The organism is Lutibacter sp. B1 (assembly GCF_012524075.1).
In the GTDB taxonomy this organism is placed as follows: Bacteria; Bacteroidota; Bacteroidia; order Flavobacteriales; family Flavobacteriaceae; genus Lutibacter.
In genome coordinates, this window is sequence record NZ_JAAZUI010000002.1 from 134,306 (window position 1) to 157,036 (window position 22,731).

Sequence of the window (22,731 nt, forward strand, 5' to 3'; positions counted from 1 at the left end):
TTAGCTTTGTCACTAGTACTTTTTCACACAAAATGAGTAAAAAAAAATTAAATAACTTAGAAGATTTGGGAGGTTTTGTTTTTTCTACAAATGATAATTTTGAATTTGAAAAACAAGACGAACAAGAAACCTTACCTCCAAACAAACAATATTTAGAAGCCCTTTTTTCAAACAAAGGAAGAGCCGGTAAAACCGTGACGGTTATTACAGGTTTTGTTGGAAGTGAAGATGATTTAAAAACATTAGGTAAATTACTAAAAACAAAATGTGGTGTTGGAGGAAGTGTAAAAGACAATGAAATTATAATTCAGGGTAATTATAGAGATAAAATAATGGAAATCCTTAAAAAAGAAGGATATAATATAAAACGTGTAGGCGGATAATAATTATGAGTAAAATAGCAGAATCAGAGTTAATTTTAAATCCCGATGGTAGTATTTACCACTTAAATTTAAAGCCTGAAAACATTGCAACCAATATAATTTTTGTTGGAGATCAAAATAGAGTACCTAAAGTTGCTGAACATTTTGAAACTATTGAGTTTGAAACTCAAAAACGTGAATTTAGAACAATTACAGGGACTTATAAAGGAACTAAAATTTCAGTAATATCAACAGGAATAGGTCCTGATAATATTGATATTGTAATGAATGAACTAGATGCCTTGGTAAATATTGATTTAAAAACAAGAACTATTAAAAAAGAACATACAAAACTTAATATTGTTAGAATTGGAACTTCAGGATCACTACAAAGTTATATTCCGGTAGATAGTTTTGTGTTGGCAAAATATGGTTTAGGTTTTGATGGTATGTTACTTTCCTATAATTGTGAACATATTTTAGAAACTGAAATTGAAGATGCTTTTATAAAACACACAAATTGGAGTACAAAAAAAGCCAGACCTTACATTGTAAAAAACAGTAAAGTTTTAGAAAAAAAATTAATAAGTGACAAAGTTTTTGCTGGAGTTACGGGCACAGCCGGTGGTTTTTACGGACCACAAGGAAGAGTTCTTAGATTAGCAATTCAAGACCCGGAACTAAACCAAAAAATTGATAATTTTGAATTTAATGGTATTAGAGTTACAAACCTTGAAATGGAAACATCAGCCATTTATGGTTTAGCGAAATTATTAGGTCACGAAGCTTGTTCTATGAATGCAATAATTGCTAATAGAGCTAATGGAACTTTTAGCGAAAACCCATACAAACCGGTTGAAGAACTTATAATTTATACATTAAATAAATTGTGTTTATAAAATAAATTATATATTAGTTCGTTCATTAATTAAAATCCTGTAAAAAAATGAAAAAAATTACATTACTTTTATCTATAGTTATTTTTACATTAATATCTTTTAGTGCATGTAAATCATCAAAAAAAGGATGTGGTTTAACTAGTGATGCTCAAAAAATTGAGCAAAACACTTCTCAAGAAAATACAATTGCAAAAGCAAAATAACAGTTTTAAAAATATTTATAACCGCTGATTAAGCGGTTTTTTTTAACAAAAAAATAAGAATCCTACCTTCTTTAATATAGTATATTTAAAGTTTAATAACAGTTTTTTTTAAACTTATAATGCTATTTATACATGAATAATTTAGTACGCTTCCTTTTTAGTCTACAAATCTATTTAATTACATTAGTTGTAAACTCTCAAAACACCGAACCTTATTTCACTCTAAAACCAACCTTAACCCCTGATGCTGAATTTATTATATTTAGTTACCAAGGTGATTTATGGAAAGTTCCTACAACTGGTGGTGATGCCTACAGGTTAACTGCTATGGATGGTAATGAAACTAATCCAAGCGTATCACCTGATGGAAAATGGTTAGCTTTTTCAAGTAATCAATATGGAAATAATGATATTTATATAATGCCTTTAAATGGAGGAAAAATTACACAACTAACATTTCATGAAAGTGCTGACAATGTTACTTCTTGGAGTTGGGATAACTCAAAAATTTATTTTACTTCAAGCAGGTACAATTCAGTAACAACTTATAGCATTTCTAAAAATGGTGGCACACCTGTAAGAGTATTTGATAATTATTTTAACACCATTCACAATGTAGTTCAAAATCCTTTAAATGATGAAATTTACTTTAATGAATCTTGGGAAAGTGGAATATTTGCACATAGAAAAAGGTATAAAGGAGATTACAATCCTGATATAAAATCCTATAATTTAAAAACCAAAGAGTTTAAAAAACATACAACGTATAGAGGAAAAGATTTTGGTGCAACATTTGATAAAAATGGAAACCTCTATTTTATGTGTGATGAAGCAAATGATGAGTACAACTTATATACTTTAAGCAATGGCGTAAAAAAGCAACTTACTCAATTTGAAACTTCCATTATGTGGCCAAAAGTAAGTGCCAATGGTGAAAAAATAGTTTTCAGAAAAGATTATCAAATATTTGTATATGATGTTGCCAGTGGAAAAACTGTTAAACCTAAAATTAAAATTGTAGAAAACAACACTTTAAACAAAGAAAAATCATACAATGTAAAAGGTAAAATTACTTTTTTTGATATTTCTCCTGATGAGAAAAAAATTGCATTTATTTCAAGAGGAAAACTATTTGTATCTGATATTAAAGGAAAATTTATAGCTGAAATTGAAACCAATTCTAAAGAAGCTGTGAAAGAAGTTAAATGGCTGAAAAACAATAAAACCTTGCTGTATTCACAATCCTATAACGGATATTACAATTGGTTTACAATTAATGCTGATGGTACTTCAAAAGAGAAACCGCTTACTAAAAACACACAAAATAACCGTCAAATAACGTTTAACAACGATTTAACACAAGGTGTTTATTTAAGAGGACGTAATGATATTTGCTTAATGGATTTAACCACTTTTACAAGTACAGTAATTGTTAGTGATGAACTTTGGGGGTTTTACAATTCAAATCCTTATTTTTCACCAGATGATAAATATATAATTTACAATGCTTACAGAGATTTTGAAACCGATATTTTTGTTTACAACCTAAATTCAAAAAACAGTTTAAATTTAACCAATACCAAAGTTTCTGAATCCTCTCCAATTTGGTCTCCTAACGGAAAATACATCTATTTTTCTTCTGATAAAACACAACCCAGCTATCCTTACGGAACAGAAAATTCTAAAATTTATCAAATGGCATTAGAAAAATTTGATGAACCTTTTAAAATAGAAAAGTATAACGAACTATTTAAAGAAGAAAATAAGGATAAAGATGATGAAGATTCCAAAAAGAAAGAAGACAAGGATAAAAAAGATGATAAGAAAAAAGAAAAACCGATAGTAAAAATTAATCCAAACGGATTAATGGACCGTTTAATAACCATAAGTCCTCGTTTTGGTCAACAACTGAATCCTTCAGTAATTGAAAAAGATGATAAAACGTATATTATTTATACCTCAAATCACGGCGAAGGCGATTATCAATTATGGAAAACAACCTTAGAGCCATTTGAAGAAAATAAAACGGAAAGAATTAGTGATAAAAAAGTTTGGGATTATCAATTAGTCTCTTCAGAAAAAGAAAATTATATACTTCTTGATGGAACTATAAATACGTTAACTATTGATTCGGGAAAATTAGAAGAAATTAAAATGGATTATACATTTAACAAGTCTCTTTCTAAAGAATTTGAACAAATGTACTATGAAGCTTGGGCCGGATTTGAAGAAAATTATTACAATGAAAATTTCCACGGGCAAAACTGGCAAAAATTAAGAGATCAATACGCTGCATATTTACCATATATTTCAAGCAGAAGCGATTTAAAGCTAATTTTTAATGATATGCTTGGAGAACTTAATACCTCACACTTCGGTTTTAGCTCAAATGGTGATGAAGAAAAAGTATATTACGGAACTCGATCTATGGCAACAGGGATTGTATTCAACAATGAAAATCCTTATACCGTTGAAAAAATCATAAAAAACAGTCCAACAGATCTTAATGAAAAAAATATTAGAAAAGATGATAAACTAATTGCTATTAATGATATAAAAATTGATTTTAAAGAAAATAGAGAAAAGTACTTTACTTCACCCTCATTTAAAAATGAAATTAAATTAACTTTTGATAGAAATGGAAGTGAATTTACAGTAAATACACATCCTGTTTCTTCAAGTAAAATTAGAAGTTTATTATACGATGAATGGCAAGATGAAAATCAAAATTATGTAGATTTAAAATCAAATAACAGAATTGCTTACGTTCATATGAAAAATATGGGTGGCGGAGAATTACAAAAATTTAAAGAAGATTTGGTGAGCAGTAAAGAAGCAGATAAGGAAGCCTTAATTTTTGATTTACGTTACAATACCGGAGGAAATGTTCATGACGAAGTGTTGCGCTTTTTAAGTCAAAAAACCTATTTGAATTGGAAATACAGAGAGGGGAAATTAGCAAAACAATCTAATTTTGGGTATTCTGATAAACCAATAGTACTTCTTATAAATGAGCAATCCCTTTCTGATGCTGAAATGACAGCCGCAGGTTTTAAAGCTCTTGGTTTAGGTACTATTATTGGTACAGAAACTTACCGTTGGATTATATTTACTTCTGGAAAAAGTTTGGTTGACGGGTCATATTACCGCTTACCATCTTGGGGCTGTTATACTTTAGATGGAAAAGATTTAGAAAAAGAAGGTGTGAGCCCAGATATTTATATTGGTGAAGATTTTAAAGATCGAATAAATAATAAACATCCTCAATTAGATAAAGCAATAGAAATTGTACTTAATAAATTGAATAAATAGCCTTTATTATTTCATTTAAAAGAAAGATTGTATCTTTGCAAAGCTTAAAAAATTAAGAAAATGAATAACGGATTATACGCAAAATTTAGCACCACAAAAGGTGAAATACTAGTAAACTTAGAATTTGAAAAAACACCGGGAACTGTAGGTAACTTTGTTGCTTTAGCTGAAGGTAATTTAGAAAACAATTCAAAACCACAAGGAACTCCTTATTATAACGGATTAAAATTTCATAGAGTTATTGCTGATTTTATGATTCAAGGAGGTTGCCCTTTAGGTACAGGAACAGGCTCTCCGGGATATAATTTTGATGATGAATTTCATCCTGATTTAAAACATAATGGGCCAGGGATTTTATCAATGGCAAATTCTGGACCAGCTTCAAACGGAAGTCAGTTTTTTATAACACACGTTGCTACTCCTTGGTTAGATAACAAACATACTGTTTTTGGAAAAGTTGTTGAAGGACAAGATATTGTTGATGCAATTGCTCAAAATGATGTTATTGAAACACTTGAAATTATTAGAGTTGGCGAAGCTGCAGAAAAATTTAATGCAGTTGAAGCTTTTAGAGTTTTTGAAGGTTCAAGAGCTAAAAGAGAAGCTGAAGCAAAAAAAGCAATGAAAGAACAAATGGACAAAATTGCTGCCGGTTATGATGAAACTCCAAGTGGTTTACGCTATAAAATTTTACAAGAAGGTAATGGTAAAAAAGCCACAAAAGGAAGTATGATCTCCGTACATTATAAAGGTCAATTATTAGACGGACAAGTTTTTGACTCGTCATACCAACGCAAACAACCTATAGATTTTACTGTAGGAATAGGACAAGTAATTCCGGGTTGGGATGAAGGTTTACAATTATTAAAAGTTGGAGACAAAGCACGTTTGGTAATTCCTTCAGATTTAGCATACGGAAGCCGTGGTGCAGGTGGTGTAATTCCTCCTGATGCAACATTAATTTTTGATGTTGAATTGATGAGTGTAAATTAAACTGATTCAAATAGTTATATATTTAAAAGCATTGGTAAAACCAATGCTTTTCTTTTTTAGTATATTTGAGTTTTTACTAAACTTAAAATTAAATGCTGGAGAAGCTTAAATATCCTATAGGGAAACCAACAATTCCAACTTTAATTTCAGAAAATACTATTGAAAAATGGATTTCTGTAATTGAAAATTTTCCTGAAAAACTTAATTTTTTAGTTAAAAATCTAACTGAAGAACAATTAGATACGCCTTATAGAGAAAATGGTTGGACTATAAGACAGGTTATTCATCATTGTGCTGATAGCCATCATAACAGTTATACTAGATTTAAATGGACCTTAACTGAAGATACACCAACCATTAAACCCTATTTTGAAGATAGATGGGGAGAATTATTTGATAGCAAACATGGTCCTACCCTACTTTCAATCAACTTATTAAAAGCTCTACATGCAAAATGGGTGTATTTATTAAAAGGACTCTCTAAAGCAGATTTAAAAAAAACATTTATCCATCCTGATGGAAATGAAACTATAACTTTAGAAGAAAATTTAGGTATTTATGCTTGGCATTGTAATCATCACTTTGCTCATATTCACAACCTAATGAAGTTAAAAAAATGGATATAATTTTTTTTACTAACTTTATGTTTTAAACTACTAATTATGAAAACTTTACAACAATGGTTTGATGAATATAGCATAAGCCATCAAAATAAAACCAATCAAGCAATACATTATGTATGTGTCCCAGCTATTTTTTTTAGTATTGTAGGAATGCTTATGAGCATCCCATCACAAACAGTTTCTAACCTAACTAATCTAAATAATCCAATTATAGAAAACTGGGCTGGTGTAATTTTAATTTTAGTACTACTTTTTTATTTAAGATTATCATTTTCAACATTTATAAAAGTCTTTATTTTCTCAATTTTATGTTTGATAGGAAACTATTACATATCAACTATTTTACCATTATTTTATACATCGCTTGTTATATTTATTGTAGCTTGGATTGGCCAGTTTTATGGACATAAAATTGAAGGAAAAAAACCATCTTTTTTAAAAGATTTACAATTTTTATTGATAGGACCTGCGTGGGTTTTTGAAAAATTATCAAAAAAATAAATTCAATTTAAAATGAAAACATTTTGGCAACTTTTTTTGTTGCTCTTTCTAAATTCAATTTCAGCCCAAGAAGAAAAATATGAAGTATTTAATACTTCTATTAACTCTATATATGCCGAACTTGGCACAATTTATTTAGATAATACTACAGTTTTATTCGCTTCATCAAAAAAAAACGAAGAAGATAGGTCTTTTAAAAAAGACAGAAGAAAAAACAACCGACAATTACATTTAGAATTATATAAAGGTACAATAACTAAAAATGGAGATATTCTTCAAAATGGTAAATTTTCAAATAATAGTGCTAATCCTGTTTTTGAATCAGATATTTCATTTAGTCCCGATAAAAAAAACATCTATTTTACTTTAAATAATTTTTATAACACTCAAACCGTAAAAGATTCAGCTAAATGGAAAACATTACGTATTGTAAAAGCATCCTTAAATGAAACGTTTGAAATTTCAAATATAACTTCTCTTCCCTTTAATAATGAAGAATATTCTGTTAGAAATCCTCAACTCAGTAAAAATGGAAAACAACTTTATTTTGTATCGGATATGCCCGAAGGATTTGGAGAAACAGATATTTACGTTGTTGATATTAACAATGATGGCACTTACGGTAAACCTAAAAATTTGGGAGAGAACATCAACACAAAAAAATCTGAATTATTCCCTTTTATAGACAAATATAGCAATCTCTATTTCTCATCTTCAGGTTATGGTGGAAATGGTTCTTTAAATATCTACAAAAGTGAATTTAAAGACGGTAATTATCTTAAAGCCAAAAAATTACAAAGCCCTATCAATAGTGAATTTGACGATTTTGCTTTTGTATTGAATAACACAGGCGAACAAGGCTTTTTTACTTCAAACAGAGAAGAAAGTAAAGGTGATGTTGATATTTATGCCTTTTCGCTTATTAAACCTTGTAATCAGTCTGTTACTGGTGAAATATTCAATAAAATAAACAAAGAAAAATTACTAAACACAAAGATTCAATTATTTAACAACCAAACACTCATTGAAACCTTAATTTTAACTGATAGCAATTTTAATTTCAACTTAAAGTGTAATGAAAATTACAAAATAGTAGTACAAAAAAAAGGCTTTGTAAATACTGAAATTCAGCTAAATACAAATAACAACAATACTCTTAGTTTTACAAAAAAAATTGAAATGAGTCCTGTTATTTGCGAACAATTACTTACCGGAACTGTTTTGGATGCTAATACAAAAATGCCTCTTTCAAATGCTATTATCACTATTTTTGAAGGAAATGACGCTATTGATACATTAAATGTAAATGCTTCTTTTACTTACAAACTAAAATGTAACACACAATACAGAATAGTTGCTTCACTTGAAAATTACTTAAATGACATAGCTTTGATACATACTTCAAGCATAAATAATGAAACCATTTCAAAAGAATTTTTATTAGAATCTAATCCTGAATTTGAATTTGTAAGAAATCATAAAATGATAAAAATGAAAGCTTTACAGTTCGATTTGGATAAATATGACATAAGAGAAGATACCGCTGAAGAACTAAATAAAGTTGTAGATATTTTAAATAAATACCCTAACCTTAAATTAGAGGTAAAATCTCATACCGATAGTAGAGCTCCTGATACTTATAATATGAATATTTCAAATTCCAGAGCAAAATCTATCATCAACTATATTATTTCTAAAGGCATTGATTCTGAAAGAATTACAGGTAAAGGATATGGTGAGACAGAATTGTTGAATAACTGTTCTAATGGAGTTAAATGTACTGAAGCTGAACATCTTGTTAACAGAAGAACCGAATTTATTGTTACTGAAAATTAAGTTATGAAACCCGAAATTACATTTGAAGAATTTAGTAAAATTGATATTAGAATTGGAACTATTACTCAAGTAAAAGATTTTCCAAATGCTAGAAAACCGTCCTATCAACTTACTATTGATTTTGGAGGACTAGATATTAAAAAATCAAGTGCACAAATCACACATTTATACTCTAAAGAAGCACTCCTTAATAAGCAAATTTTAGCTGTTGTAAACTTTTCCAAAAAACAAATTGCTAACTTTTTTAGCGAATGTTTAGTTTTAGGTATTGAAAATAGCCAAAAAAAAATCGTTTTATTACAAGCATCAAAATCTAACCTAAAAAATGGTCAACCTGTAAACTAACTACATTATTTTAGAGAAAAATACAGCGTTCATCAATAATTTATTTGTTCCATACCAAAAACCTCTAAAATTAGTATTATCAGTAAATACAATTACATTACCTCTACCTATTTTTTTTACTTGAAAAGGTACAGTATTTTTTAGAGCTTCTAAATTAGATTTCGAAATATAACCGCTTAAAAGTGGTTTATCGGTATATTTAATAGGATTATTAAAACTACTGCTATCGGGTTTTATAAATATTTTAGTTCTTCTAAAAATTGGTAATGTTTTATTTTTAAAGCCAAAATTTATTGGGTGAGATCTATCTAATTCGGTTTCAAAAATTGAACCTCCAATAACCTGAGCACCAAAAAAATCTCTCTTTTCTTCAAATGAAATATTTTTAGCATCAACCTTTACCTTTTTAATATCCAAATCAATAAATTTATTAGCTACCAACCATTTAACCGTATTTTTATATCCAATAATTGTTCCTCCACTTTGTACCCATGTTTTTATTTTTTTTACAGACGATTCACTTAATTTGATATTTGCATTAGGTATTATTAGAGTTGTATAGTCAGAAAAATCAACTCTATGCAAATAATCTACATCTAATTTTGTTAAATTCATTTGATAGCGTTGATCAAACAAATGCCAAATTTCACCTGCATCATATGGTGAAATACCATTTCCTACCAGCATAGCAACTTTTACTTTATCTAAGCTTTTAAATTCATTACTACCTAAATTAATTCCTTTTGTCATACCTGTAAAAACACCTGTAATTGTTACATTACTACTAACAGCTATATCATTTAGAAAAGTAAACAGCTCATTTTCATCTAAAGACTGATTTTGAACAGGAATCAATATGGTACCATAATCGTATTTTTGGTTATCCAACTCAAATGGTTTCATTCCTACTTTTGCCCTTATACCTTTTTTAAGAATGATATTTAATATCTTTGGTGTATAATATTCATTCCACTCCATTAAATAGGCATAATTGCTTTTATGAGTTACAACACCTTCTTTGAGTTTTAAGTCATTTACCAAATCACCCATATTGGCGGTCGATTTCATTTCAGCATAATCAACATTAAACGCCAAAGGGAATGTCCATGCAGAAATATCATAAAATAAACTATCGGTAAACGTTGTTCTTTTTTCAAACATTGCTTTAATAAGTTTGCTCTTTTTTTGGTGAGTTGGCACAATAAAACTGTTATTTTGCGTATAATTAACTCCATTAATAGTTAAATCGGACTTCAATTTATAAAACTCTATTTCGTGTCGTTTTAAAATTTCAGCTAAATGATAAGTTTTCGCTGCGTCTTTTTCATCACCAAAAACAATAGCTTTTACTTGATCTTTTACAGACATATCATTAGCATTTTTATAAAAATTCTTTTGATATTCTAACAATTTAACTCTCATATTTTTAGCAGCTTCAAGTGTAGATAAAGCAGCTGTAAACTGGTTTTTAATTGTAAATGGGAATGTTAATAATCCGTTTATTGTTTCTTGAGCATGACCTCTTGAACTTGCTTGTTCAAACAAAATTCCGATACCTCCATTAATATCTAAAAATGTAGAACCCTTTCCATAATAATAATCATCATAATTCTCTTCAGTATAATATAATGATCCTATTTTATTAAAAGCTTTTGCATGATATGTACCTATCTCTTTAGTAAGAATTTGATTTTCCTTTGGTGTTAAAGGGTGAACTCGTGATTGTATTCCGGGTTGAAAAAAGAAAGTGGAATTTGTTCCCATTTCATGATGGTCTGTTAAAATATTAGGCATCCATTCGTTAAATGTTTCAATTCGTGCTCTCGATTCCGGTAATTGAACAGGAAGCCAATCTCTATTCATATCAAACCAATAATGATTTGTTCTTCCTCCTGGCCAAACTTCATGATATTCTCTATCATTTGGGTCGGTGTTAATATGCTTACTTTTATTAGTGTTAGCCCAATAAGCAAATCGCTGTAATCCGTCAGGATTAAATGAAGAATCTACTAAAATGACTGTATTGCTTAATAAATTTTCAATAGTTTCATCCTCTGCTGCAGCCAAATAATACGCTAATAGTAAACTGGCATTAGAACCACTTGGCTCATTTCCATGAATTGAAAAACCTTGATATACAATTAAAGGCATGGATGCTACATCTAATTTATCACTTAAACTCGCTTCTGTTAATTGTACATGAGCTTTTTTTATTTCATCTATATTTTTATGATTTTCAGGAGAAGTGATAGTAAGTAACAAAAGAGGTCTACCTTCAAAAGTTTTACCTCTATCTTCAATTGAAATTCTATCCGACACATTTGCCAAAACCTTCATATATTCAACCAATTTATCGTGTGTAACGTGCCATTCTCCTACTTCAAAGCCTAAAATACTTTCAGGAGTTGGTGTATTTTCATTATAGACAATATTTTGAGGTAAATAATACGACAAATAAGTGTTATTTTGAGATTTTATTGAAATAGTCACAAAAAAAAGCGCAAAAAGATATATTTTCTTCATTCTAAAAATGTTTTTTCAAATATATAAATTTATCTTTAGGAATATGTAACTTTGATACTTATTCATTTATTGAAATTGATAAATTAGTGACCGATATTAAACTTACAGAGATCTCAGGTTTATTACAAGGCGAAATCCTTTTTGATAATTTACATAAAAGCATCTATGCTACTGATGCCTCTGTTTATAGAAAAATACCTTTAGCTGTTGCTTATCCAAAAAATGAAGCTGATATTAAAATTCTTATTGATTTTGCAACTTCCAACAATATTAGTTTAATTCCAAGAGCTGCTGGAACTTCTTTGTCCGGACAATGTGTGGGTGATGGAATTATAGTTGATACTTCAAAACATTTCACCAAAATTTTAACTTTTGATGAAAGAAATAAAACAATAACCGTACAACCGGGAGTTATAAAAGATGAATTGAACTTGTTTTTAAAACCTTACAATTTATTTTTTAGTCCCGATACTTCTACAAGTAACCGCTGTATGATTGGAGGTATGGTTGGCAACAACTCTTCGGGCACAACTTCTATAAAATATGGTGTTACACGCGATAAAGTGCTCTCACTAAAAATACTATTAAGCGATGGTTCTGAAGTTATTTTTAATGATGTATCAAAAGAAGAATTTCATCAAAAAAGAAAAGGAAATTCGTTAGAAAGTAAAATCTACCATACTCTTTACAACGAATTATCGAACGAAGAAATTCAACAAGAAATAAAAAATGAGTTTCCTAAAGTACAAATTCACAGACGAAATACAGGTTATGCCGTTGATGAATTAATAAAATCTTCCGTTTTTTCTGATTCTGAAGAAAAATTCAATCTTTCTAAATTACTATGTGGAAGTGAAGGAACATTAGCTTTTACAACAGAAATCTCTTTACAGCTAGATGTACTTCCTCCAAAAAATAATGTATTGGTTGCTGCTCATTTTAATAGCATTCAAGAAAGTTTAGAAGCAGTAGTTATTGCCATGAAACACAATTTGTACATGTGTGAATTAATGGATAAAACCATATTAGATTGCACCAAAAACAACCGTGAGCAAACTAAAAACAGATTTTTTATTGAAGGTGATCCTAAAGCCATTTTAATGCTTGAACTTAAGTCGGATTCAAGTGAAGAAGTAGAAAAGTTAGCCAACATTTTAATTACCGATTTAAAGCAACATAATTTTGGCTATGTCTTCCCTAAATTAAAAGGTGAAGATGTAAATAAAGCTATTAATTTGCGCAAAGCCGGTTTAGGTTTATTGGGAAATATTGTTGGAGACAATAAAGCAGTTGCCTGTATTGAAGATACAGCGGTTGAATTAAATGATTTGCCTAACTATATTTCAGAGTTTACCAAAATGATGGAACGTTACGGTCAAAATGCGGTGTATTATGCGCATGCCGGAGCAGGTGAATTGCACCTCCGCCCTATTCTCAACTTAAAAAAAGATACAGACACAAAACTATTTAGGGAAATTACAACCAATGTTGCCAAATTGGTAAAAAAATATAAGGGTACTTTTAGTGGAGAACATGGTGATGGAATTGTTCGGGCCGAATTTATTCCATTAATGATTGGAGAAAAAAATTACCACCTTTTAAAACGTATTAAAACGGTTTTTGATCCAAATACTATTTTCAACCAAGGAAAAATTGTTGACGCCTTTCCTATGGATAAAAATTTACGCTATGAAATTAACAGAAAAGAACCGGAAATTGAAACCATTCAAGATTTTTCTGATAGTTTGGGAATTTTAAGAGTTGCCGAAAAATGTAACGGATCTGGCGATTGCAGAAAACCGGTTTCAGCTGGTGGTACCATGTGCCCAAGTTACCGAGCAACCAAAAATGAAAAAGACACCACAAGAGCCAGAGCTAACGCTTTGCGTGAATTTTTAACCAATTCAAACCAAATAAACAAATTCAACCATATTGAATTAAAAACAGTATTCGATTTATGTTTGAGCTGTAAAGCCTGTGCCGGTGAATGCCCAAGTAACGTTGATATTGCTGCTTTAAAAGCCGAGTTTTTATATCAATATCAAAAAGAAAACAAACCTTCTTTACGCACACATTTATTTGCCAACAATGTGTTTTACAATAAATTAGGAAGTATTTTCCCTTTACTTACAAATGTTGCTTTAAACAATTCGGTCACTAAAAAAATTATTGGAATTGCTACTAAACGAAGTATTCCTAAAATAAATAGAACTACACTAAAAAAATGGTATAAACGAAATGTAAAAAAATTACATAATAACGAATTTAAAAACGGTTTGGTGTATTTATTTTGTGATGAATTTACCAATTTTTATGATTCTTCTATTGGTATTGATACTATTGAACTCTTTACCAAATTAGGCTATAAAATAGTAATAATCAATCATAAAGAAAGCGGTAGAAGTTTTATTTCTAAAGGATTTTTAGATAAGGCTAAAGTTGTAATTGATAAAAATATTGAACTATTTAAAGAATTAATTTCAGATAAAACTCCACTTATTGGCATTGAGCCTTCGGCAATTTTAGGCTTTAGAGATGAATATTTACGTTTAGCTGATGATAAAAATGCAGCAAAAGAAATTTCAAAAAATGCTTTTACAATTGAAGAGTTTATAAAACGTGAATTTGAAAAAGGAAACATCCAATCTGCAAGTTTTACAAATTTGAAAAAGGAAATAAAAATTCATGTGCACTGTCATCAAAAATCGTTAAGTAATAGTGAAGCCACTTTTGCAATGCTTAATATTCCAGAAAATTATAAACCTATAATTATGAATACAGGCTGTTGCGGTATGGCAGGTTCTTTTGGATATGAAAAAGAACATTATACTATTTCTATGCAAGTTGGTGAAGATACACTTTTCCCAAAAATTAAAAATACTAAAGAAACTGTTGAAATTGCAGCTTCAGGCACAAGTTGCAGACATCAAATTTTTGATGGCACAAAACGAAAAAGTAAACATCCTGTAAGCATTCTAAGAGAGGCTTTATTGTAATTAACAAAACTTTTAAACAATCATTATTTATTAAAATAAACTTGATTTATGTTAGCATAATGTATTATAATTTGGTGAGATTCTGAAATAATACTTCAACTTTACTCAGTAAAATTCCTGAATGATGGCTTTTATAAAACAAAAAAGGATTCTAATAAATTAGAATCCTTTTTCTAAAATACATTACCAACCACAGTAATGTACTTATATTTTACAAGTTACTTAAACTAGCTTTTAATGTTTCTATTTTAGCCAAAGCATCTGCTTCTTTATTACGCTCATTACTAATTACTTGCTCTGGTGCATTATTCACAAAACGTTCATTACTTAACTTCTTTTGAACCGACTTTAAAAAACCTTCAATATACTTTAATTCTTCTTCAATTTTAGCTTTTTCTTCTTCAACATTAATATCAGAAGTAATAGGAATAAAATATTCGTTAGATTTTACTCTAAAACTCAACGCTCCTTCAACTTTTTCGTTAGCATAATTTATTGAATTTGAGTTTGTTAATTTTTCAATAACCACATCAAAATCCTTATTAATTGATTCGCTTTCAATTACAATCAAATCTATCTTTTCTTTAAAAGAAATATTTTTATCTTTTCTAATTGTTCTAATATTCGAAACCACTTCGGTAACTAATTCAAAATCCTTGATTAATTGACTATCAACAGTTTCATTTTTAGGATATTCAGCAATAATCAAAGCTTCATCAGGAGTTCGGGTAGTAATGTTTTGCCAAATTTCTTCTGTTAAAAATGGCATAAACGGATGTAATACTTTTAAATTATTTTCAAATATTTCAATAGTTTCATTATATGTTTTAGCGTCAATTGGTTGTTGGTATTCAGGCTTAATCATTTCTAAGAACCAAGAAGAATAATCATCCCAAATCAACTTATAAATACTCATTAAAGCTTCACTTATTCTGAATTGTTCAAACGATTCTTCAATACTTAGCAATACTTGTTGAAATTTAGCTTTGTACCATTTAATTGCAATTTTTGAAGATTTTGGTTGCTCAATACTTTCTGAAATTTCCCATCCTTGAACCAATCTGAATCCGTTCCATATTTTATTAGAAAAATTACGTCCTTGTTCACATAATGATTCGTCAAAAGGTAAATCGTTTCCCGCAGGAGAACTCATTAACATTCCAACTCTAACACCATCAGCACCATATTTCTCCATCAATTCGATTGGATCAGGTGAATTTCCTAAAGATTTAGACATTTTTCTTCCTTGCTTATCTCTTACAATTCCTGTGTAATAAACATTTTTAAAAGGAAGTTCATTTTTATATTCGTATCCGGCAATAATCATTCTTGCCACCCAAAAAAACATGATTTCAGGTGCAGTTACCAGATCATTTGTTGGATAATAATAATTTATATCCTCATTATTCGGATTATTAATTCCATCAAAAACAGACATTGGCCATAACCACGATGAGAACCACGTATCCAACACATCAGGATCTTGAGTAAGATCTTTAATTGTAAGTTGCTGATTACCGGATTTTTGCTTAGCCAATTCTAAAGCTTCTTCTACAGTTTTAGCAACCACAAAATCATTTACGCCTTCACCATAAAAATAAGCCGGAATTTGGTGCCCCCACCACAACTGACGAGAAATATTCCAATCTCTCACATTTTCCATCCAATTTCTATAGGAGTTTTTGAATTTTGCAGGATGAAACTGAATATCATCATTCATTACATGATCTAATGCCGGTTTTGCTAAATCTTTCATACTTAAAAACCATTGAGCGGAAATTTTTGGCTCAATTACAGCTTTTGTTCTTTCAGATGTACCAACTTTATGCATGTATTGTTCAACTTTTATCAAACAACCTAAACTTTCTAACTCTTTAGTAATCTCTTTTCTAACAACAAATCTGTCTTTTCCTTCATAATGCATTCCAAAAGAATTCAAAGTTGCATCATCATTAAAAATATCAATAACTTCCAAATTATGTTTTTCTCCTAATTCTTTATCGTTTTGATCGTGCGCAGGAGTAACTTTTAAACATCCCGTACCAAACTCAACATCAACATATTCATCTTCAATAATTGGTACTACTCTATTACAAATTGGCACAATTGCATTTTTACCTTTTAAGTGTTTAAAACGCTCATCATTTGGGTTAATACAAATTGCGGTATCACCTAAAATTGTTTCAGGACGTGTAGTGGCTATAGTTAATTGCCCCTCCTCAATTCCCGAAGTGGAAGTTTTTCCATCTGCCTCAACCACTTTATAATTTATATAGTAAAGATTACCCATTTTTTCTTCATAAATAACCTCTTCATCAGATAAAGTGGTTTTTGCTGAAGGATCCCAATTTACCATTCGGTAACCTCTATAAATCAATCCTTTTTTATATAAATCGAGAAATGTTTTTATTACAGATTCGGATAAATCATCATCCATTGTAAACTTTGTACGTTGCCAATCACAGGAAGCTCCCAATTTTTTCAATTGCTCTAAAATAATTCCTCCATGTTTGTGAGTCCATTCCCAAGCATGCTCTAAAAATTCTTCTCGGGTTAAATCCGATTTATTGATACCTTCCTCTTTTAGTTTAGCTACCACTTTTGCCTCTGTTGCAATTGAAGCATGGTCGGTTCCCGGTACCCAACAAGCATTATATCCTTTCAATCTTGCTCTTCTAATAAGTACATCTTGTATAGTATTGTTTAACATATGTCCCATATGTAAAACACCCGTAACATTTGGTGGCGGAATTACAATCGTATATGGCTCTTTTTCATTAGGAGTAGAATGAAAATAATTATTTTCCATCCAGTAATCATACCATTTTTTCTCAACATCTTGAGGATTGTATTTTGTTGCTAAACTCATTTTGGTCTAATATTTGTAATATAATTCGCAAATGTACAATTATAAGAGATAACACAAAAAATTTTGAAAGCATAAAAAAATAACTAACTTTACATTTTTAAATTAAGAAATTATGAAAAAATTAGCAACTTTATTATTTATTGGTTTACTAACATTATCAATAAATGCTCAAGAAAAAAAAGAAGTTGAAGAAGTAAAAGATCCAAATGCCCCGGCTTTTGAATTTGTTACTGATGTTATAGATTACGGAAAAATTGAATTGAATGCCAATGGTGTTCGAGTATTTGAATTTAAAAACACGGGGAAATCACCTTTAGTTATAAGTAGAATTCAATCCAGTTGTGGCTGTACTGTTCCTAAAAAACCGGAAAAGCCAATTATGCCGGGAGAAAAAGGTGAAATTGAAGTAAAATATGCTACTAACAGACCTGGAGGATTTTCTAAAATGATTACCGTTTTTTCAAATGCATCTGAACCGGTAAAAAAACTACGAATTAAAGGTATTGTTTTAAAACCTGAATCTGAAGTAGTAAAACAAAAACCAACTATTTCATCAAATTAAACAGTATAAAATAAATAAAAAAGGCTTTCAAATTTGAAAGCCTTTTTTATTTCAGCATATCTTTTAATTTAAAATGATATTCATAATCTTGCCCATATCGTTCGACTACTAAAGTTACTTTCTTATTTTCTTTTTGATAAAATTTCTCAACAATATCTTCTAATTTCATATCGTACGTATATTTTCCATCAATTTTAATTACAATATCACCTTTTTGTAAACCTGCATTATATGCCGGCGAACCAACTCTTAAATTTTGAATGATATACGATGGTTTAAATGTGTATTTATAATTATAATCTAAAATAATCTTTTTTTGTTGAGAATTTCCTTGATCATCACCCAATGAGAAACTTGTTTTATCTTCTTCTTCAACTAAAATTTTACCATTGTAAGCCAATTCAATACCACTCATATTATATCTAAACGGATCTTTAAAACCTCTTCCTTTTTTTAAAAATATTTTATTGTTATTATAATCAAAAGTAACATTAAACCTTTTTAAAATATTTGCTCCTATACTGCCATTTCTCTCTTCAAATCTACGTGCAAAAGCAGTTGATATAGAGTCCGGATATGAAATTGTAGGTCTTATTAATTCATATTTTCCAATATATAATGCTTCAATAAATGACCTTTTCCCATAAATAGAACCGCTTAAACCTTCACCTAAATAATCATGAAAAAATTTAGTTGGAGGTAAAATATCAGGATGCGAATTTTCAAACAACCACATAGCATCACTTCCTCCAGAATCTATTAAAAGTTTAACCGTTGTTATTTCATTTGAAGTTTGATCTAATTTTACGCCAACATCAACGTAAGGCTTTAATCTGTTAAATTCTATTTTTAAAACCTCACACTTACTGCAATCCTTATATTTATAATATTCAGGATTATAAAAAGTTATTCTTTTAGAAGTATAATTTATATTTACCACAAAATCTTTTAAAATTTCGTAACCAATAATTCCATGGATTGTAATTCCTAATTTTGAAGACAAATCAAAGCTATCATCAAAAATGACATACAATTTTTGATTGAACCCTGCTATTTTATTGAATTTAAAAAAATTATTGTCTGAGAAAATGGCATCAACCGGCTCTTCACTTCCCAATCCTTGAAGTTTAATTTTTTTGATATTTTTTAGCGGTATTGAATCGTTTGGATTTAAATTAAATAGTACGGTTACTCCTACTCCGGAATCTAAAATAAAATTTAATTCTTTTCCGTTAACTTCAATTGGAAATACTATTAGGTTATGCAATAATTTGAACGAAACTATTTGTTTTTTCCCTTGGTTATTCAATCTAAAATACCCCTGAGAATACCCTTGAATTGTAAAAAATACAAGTAGAATACATAGGATACTATTTCTAAAAAAACTATTCAAGGTATTAATATGATGTGATTTAAGTTAAGCAATAAAAACAAACTATAGTTACATAACTTTGATAAAAAAATTAACCTCTAACAAATTCATCTAAAAGTTAAGAATTTTAAAATTAATTTCGCAATTTTGTTACACTATATTCATAATTAAAATACAATGCCAACTATATCAAATAAAGGGAAGAACATGCCTGAATCACCAATTAGAAAATTGGTACCTTATGCTGAAAATGCAAAAAAAAAGGGAATTGAAGTTTTCCATCTAAACATTGGTCAGCCAGACATAAAAACTCCTGATATAGCATTAGAAGCCATAAAAAATAATACAGTTAAAGTTTTGGCTTACAGCCGATCTGAAGGCTCGGAAGAATACCGCCAAAAAATTGCCAATTACTATAAAAAAAATAATATCAATGTAAATGCAAGTGAAATTATAGTTACTACAGGTGGTTCTGAAGCACTTTTATTTGCTATGGGAAGCATTACCGATCCGGGTGATGAAATTATCATTCCTGAACCTTTTTATGCAAATTATAACGGATTTTCAACTGCTTCAGGTGTTACAATTGTACCTGTAATTTCTAAAATTGAAGAAAACTTTGCGTTGCCTCCAATTGAAGAATTTGAAAAATTAATTTCGCCTAAAACTAAAGCTATTTTAATTTGTAATCCAGGTAATCCAACAGGTTATTTGTATTCTAAAGAAGAAATTCAAAAACTGGCAAAAATTGTAAAAAAACACGATTTATTTTTAATTTCTGATGAAGTCTATAGAGAGTTTGTATATGATAATTTACAACATCATTCGATTTTAAGTGATTTTGGATTAGAAGATAACGCAATTATGATAGACTCTGTATCAAAACGTTACAGTATGTGCGGTGCTCGTATTGGCTGTGTTGTTTCTAAAAATAAAGACGTTATAAGTACTGCTTTAAAATTTGCACAAGCACGTTTAAGCCCGCCAACATTTGCTCAAATTGCCAGCGAAGCAGCTTTGGAAACTCCTCAATCGTATTTTGATGAAGTTATTGTTGAATATAAAGACCGAAGAGATACTTTAATTGCAGAATTAAATAAAATTGACGGTGTAAAAGTAGCTTCACCCAAAGGCGCTTTTTATTGTGTTGCCGAATTTCCTGTGGATAATGCCGATTCATTTGCACAATGGATATTAGAAAGCTTCAGTTTAAATAATCAAACAGTTATGGTTGCTCCGGCAGCCGGTTTTTATTCAACAAAAGGTATTGGTACAAAACAAGTTAGAATTGCTTATGTTTTAAAAAAGGAAGACCTTATAAAATCAGTAGAAATTTTAAAAGCTGCTATTACAGCATACAACGCCAAGTAATTGAATATACTACACAACATATCTTTAAAAGAGTACAATACTTTTGGAATTAATACTTATGCCAAACGTTTTATTGAAATAAACTCCACAGAAGAATTAAAACAGGTTATTTCTAGTGAAAAAGACGTTTTTATATTAGGAGGTGGCAGTAATATGCTGTTAACATCTGCTATTGAAAAACTTGTAATCCACATAAATACTAAAGGTATTATTGTAAATGACACTAAAAAAAATGAGGTTTATGTTACTGCCGAAGCCGGTGAAAACTGGCACGAATTTGTGCTTTGGTGTATTTCACAAAATTACGGCGGCTTAGAAAATTTATCGTTAATTCCGGGAAATGTTGGCACATCGCCTATTCAAAATATTGGAGCTTATGGTGTTGAAATTAAAGATACTTTTTTTCAGTTAGAAGCACTTGAAATAGAAACCGGAAAGACAAAAATTTTCACCAAAGACGAATGTAAATTTGGCTATAGAAATTCTGTTTTTAAAAATGAATTAAAAGGAAAATACATTATTACAAGTGTTACGTTTAAACTTACTAAAAACAATCATAATACTACTATTTCTTACGGTGCAATTCAACAGTTTTTAGAAAGCAAAAACAAACCAACCATTAAAGAAATTTCTGATGCAGTTATAGCTATAAGACAAAGCAAACTACCTGACCCTAAAGAAATTGGAAACAGCGGAAGTTTTTTTAAAAATCCGGTAATTAATAGTAATTCATTTAAAAAATTACAAGAAAAATATCCGGAAATACCACATTATATAGTTTCTGAAAACGAAATTAAAGTACCTGCCGGATGGCTTATAGAACAATGTGGTTTTAAAGGTAAGCGTTTTGGAAATACCGGTGTGCACAACAAACAAGCCCTTGTTTTAGTTAATTACAACAATGCAACCGGACAAGAAGTTTACAACCTTGCTCAAAAAATTCAACAAACAATTAAAACCACATTCAATATTGATTTGGAAATTGAAGTAAATATAATTTAAACTGTTACTTCTAAAAATTTACATTTTCCTTCAATTATCACATTATCAGAAGTTGCAGGAATTAAAATAGTTTCTCCAAATTTAACAGTTTCACTGTTTCCAAAAACTGTGATTGTTGCTTCTCCTTCAACACACATAAAAATCACAAACGAATCTGTAGTTGTATAATCTAACTCAACTTTACCATTTACAGGAATAAAGTTGGTTTTAAAATACTCACATTCTGCAACTTTATTTAAGCTGTTTTCTTCTTTAGTATAGGTACGCACATAATTACTTTCGGTAGAGAAATTAATAGCATCTACCGCTAATTCCGTATGCAATTCTCTTTCGTTTCCTTGATCATCTACTCTGTCAAAATCGTAAATTCTATAGGTAATATCAGACGTTTGCTGAATTTCAGCCAATACAATTCCCGCACCAATAGCGTGTACAGTTCCTGTTTCGATAAAAAATGAATCTCCGCTTTTTACATACACATCATTTAAAACAGACATAATATTTTTTTCTTCCAACAACTTTACATAATCATCAGGCGTAATTTCTTCATTAAATCCTAAAATTAAACGTGCGTTTTCATCAGCCTGCATAATGTACCACATCTCTGTTTTTCCAAATGAATTATGACGTTTTTTAGACAATTCGTTATCTGGATGTACTTGTACCGATAAATCTTGTTTGGCATCAATAAATTTGATCAACAACGGAAAATTGTTTCCGAAATGTGCATAATTATGTTTACCTACCAGTTCAACTTGATAAATTTCCAATAAATCACGTAACGATTTACCTTTCAAACTTCCGTTAGAAACTACCGAAATATTGCCTTCAACATCCGATATTTCCCAACTTTCACCTATATCTTTTAAATCTGATTTTTTACCAAGTTTAGTTACTAATTTATCACCTCCCCAAAGTTTATCTTTTAAAATAGGACTGAATTTTAATGGATAATTAAGCAT

Annotated in this window: 17 protein-coding genes; 13 read left to right on the top strand and 4 right to left on the bottom strand. The window is 29.5% G+C overall.

What is annotated here, in order from left to right:
• Positions 1–32 precede the first annotated feature (32 nt).
• The 9 genes from HGB55_RS02030 to HGB55_RS02070 all read left to right on the top strand — a co-directional run bounded on the left by HGB55_RS02030 (position 33) and on the right by HGB55_RS02070 (position 9,074).
• Complete coding sequence (locus HGB55_RS02030; RefSeq protein WP_168814164.1) at positions 33–383, top strand: translation initiation factor; 351 nt, start codon at positions 33–35, stop codon at positions 381–383.
• A 5-nt stretch (positions 384–388) separates the two neighbouring features.
• A complete protein-coding gene (locus HGB55_RS02035) occupies positions 389–1,261 on the top strand; it encodes a nucleoside phosphorylase (protein WP_168814165.1) in 873 nt (290 codons plus the stop codon).
• A gap of 47 nt (positions 1,262–1,308) precedes the next feature.
• Positions 1,309–1,464, top strand: a complete 156-nt coding sequence (locus HGB55_RS02040; RefSeq protein WP_168814166.1) for a hypothetical protein — start codon at positions 1,309–1,311, stop codon at positions 1,462–1,464.
• Positions 1,465–1,596: 132 nt separating this feature from the next.
• Positions 1,597–4,776 (top strand): S41 family peptidase, encoded by a 3,180-nt coding sequence (locus HGB55_RS02045; RefSeq protein WP_168814167.1) that lies wholly within the window; start codon positions 1,597–1,599, stop codon positions 4,774–4,776.
• 60 nt (positions 4,777–4,836) lie between these two features.
• Entirely contained in the window at positions 4,837–5,769 is a 933-nt protein-coding gene (locus HGB55_RS02050) for a peptidylprolyl isomerase (protein ID WP_168814168.1), read from the top strand.
• A gap of 92 nt (positions 5,770–5,861) precedes the next feature.
• Positions 5,862–6,395 carry a YfiT family bacillithiol transferase gene (locus HGB55_RS02055; protein ID WP_168814169.1) on the top strand — a complete coding sequence of 178 codons (534 nt, stop codon included), beginning with the start codon at positions 5,862–5,864 and terminating at the stop codon, positions 6,393–6,395.
• Positions 6,396–6,431: 36 nt separating this feature from the next.
• Entirely contained in the window at positions 6,432–6,893 is a 462-nt protein-coding gene (locus HGB55_RS02060; protein ID WP_168814170.1) for a DUF962 domain-containing protein, read from the top strand.
• A 12-nt stretch (positions 6,894–6,905) separates the two neighbouring features.
• Positions 6,906–8,729 (top strand): OmpA family protein, encoded by a 1,824-nt coding sequence (locus HGB55_RS02065; protein ID WP_168814172.1) that lies wholly within the window; start codon positions 6,906–6,908, stop codon positions 8,727–8,729.
• Positions 8,730–8,732: 3 nt separating this feature from the next.
• A complete protein-coding gene (locus tag HGB55_RS02070) occupies positions 8,733–9,074 on the top strand; it encodes a tRNA-binding protein (RefSeq protein WP_168814174.1) in 342 nt (113 codons plus the stop codon).
• Here HGB55_RS02070 and HGB55_RS02075 read toward each other — a convergent pair whose 3' ends face one another.
• A complete protein-coding gene (locus HGB55_RS02075) occupies positions 9,075–11,597 on the bottom strand; it encodes a M14 family metallopeptidase (RefSeq protein ID WP_168814176.1) in 2,523 nt (840 codons plus the stop codon). It abuts the gene before it with no gap.
• Positions 11,598–11,683: 86 nt separating this feature from the next.
• On the opposite strand from HGB55_RS02075, the gene HGB55_RS02080 reads away from it, so the two are divergent.
• Positions 11,684–14,593, top strand: coding sequence for an FAD-binding and (Fe-S)-binding domain-containing protein (locus HGB55_RS02080; protein ID WP_168814177.1), 2,910 nt, complete (start codon positions 11,684–11,686; stop codon positions 14,591–14,593).
• A 211-nt stretch (positions 14,594–14,804) separates the two neighbouring features.
• Here the strand turns inward: HGB55_RS02080 and HGB55_RS02085 are convergent, their stop codons facing one another.
• Complete coding sequence (locus HGB55_RS02085) at positions 14,805–17,462, bottom strand: valine--tRNA ligase (RefSeq protein WP_168814187.1); 2,658 nt, start codon at positions 17,460–17,462, stop codon at positions 14,805–14,807.
• Between the two features lie 112 nt (positions 17,463–17,574).
• Between HGB55_RS02085 and HGB55_RS02090 the strand changes: the two genes are divergently transcribed.
• Positions 17,575–18,024: a DUF1573 domain-containing protein gene (locus HGB55_RS02090; protein ID WP_168814189.1), complete on the top strand. Its 450-nt coding sequence runs from the start codon at positions 17,575–17,577 to the stop codon at positions 18,022–18,024.
• A 46-nt stretch (positions 18,025–18,070) separates the two neighbouring features.
• On the opposite strand, the gene HGB55_RS02095 is transcribed toward HGB55_RS02090, so the two are convergent.
• Positions 18,071–19,291 carry a PDZ domain-containing protein gene (locus HGB55_RS02095; protein WP_168814191.1) on the bottom strand — a complete coding sequence of 407 codons (1,221 nt, stop codon included), beginning with the start codon at positions 19,289–19,291 and terminating at the stop codon, positions 18,071–18,073.
• A 282-nt stretch (positions 19,292–19,573) separates the two neighbouring features.
• Here HGB55_RS02095 and HGB55_RS02100 point away from each other — a divergent pair, with 282 nt between their 5' ends.
• Positions 19,574–20,767, top strand: coding sequence for a pyridoxal phosphate-dependent aminotransferase (locus tag HGB55_RS02100; RefSeq protein WP_168814193.1), 1,194 nt, complete (start codon positions 19,574–19,576; stop codon positions 20,765–20,767).
• Positions 20,768–21,769 (top strand): UDP-N-acetylmuramate dehydrogenase, encoded by a 1,002-nt coding sequence (murB, locus tag HGB55_RS02105; protein ID WP_168814195.1) that lies wholly within the window; start codon positions 20,768–20,770, stop codon positions 21,767–21,769.
• On the opposite strand, the gene HGB55_RS02110 is transcribed toward murB, so the two are convergent.
• A complete protein-coding gene (locus tag HGB55_RS02110; RefSeq protein WP_168814197.1) occupies positions 21,766–22,731 on the bottom strand; it encodes a type I phosphomannose isomerase catalytic subunit in 966 nt (321 codons plus the stop codon). The two genes, murB and HGB55_RS02110, sit on opposite strands and share 4 nt — an antisense overlap.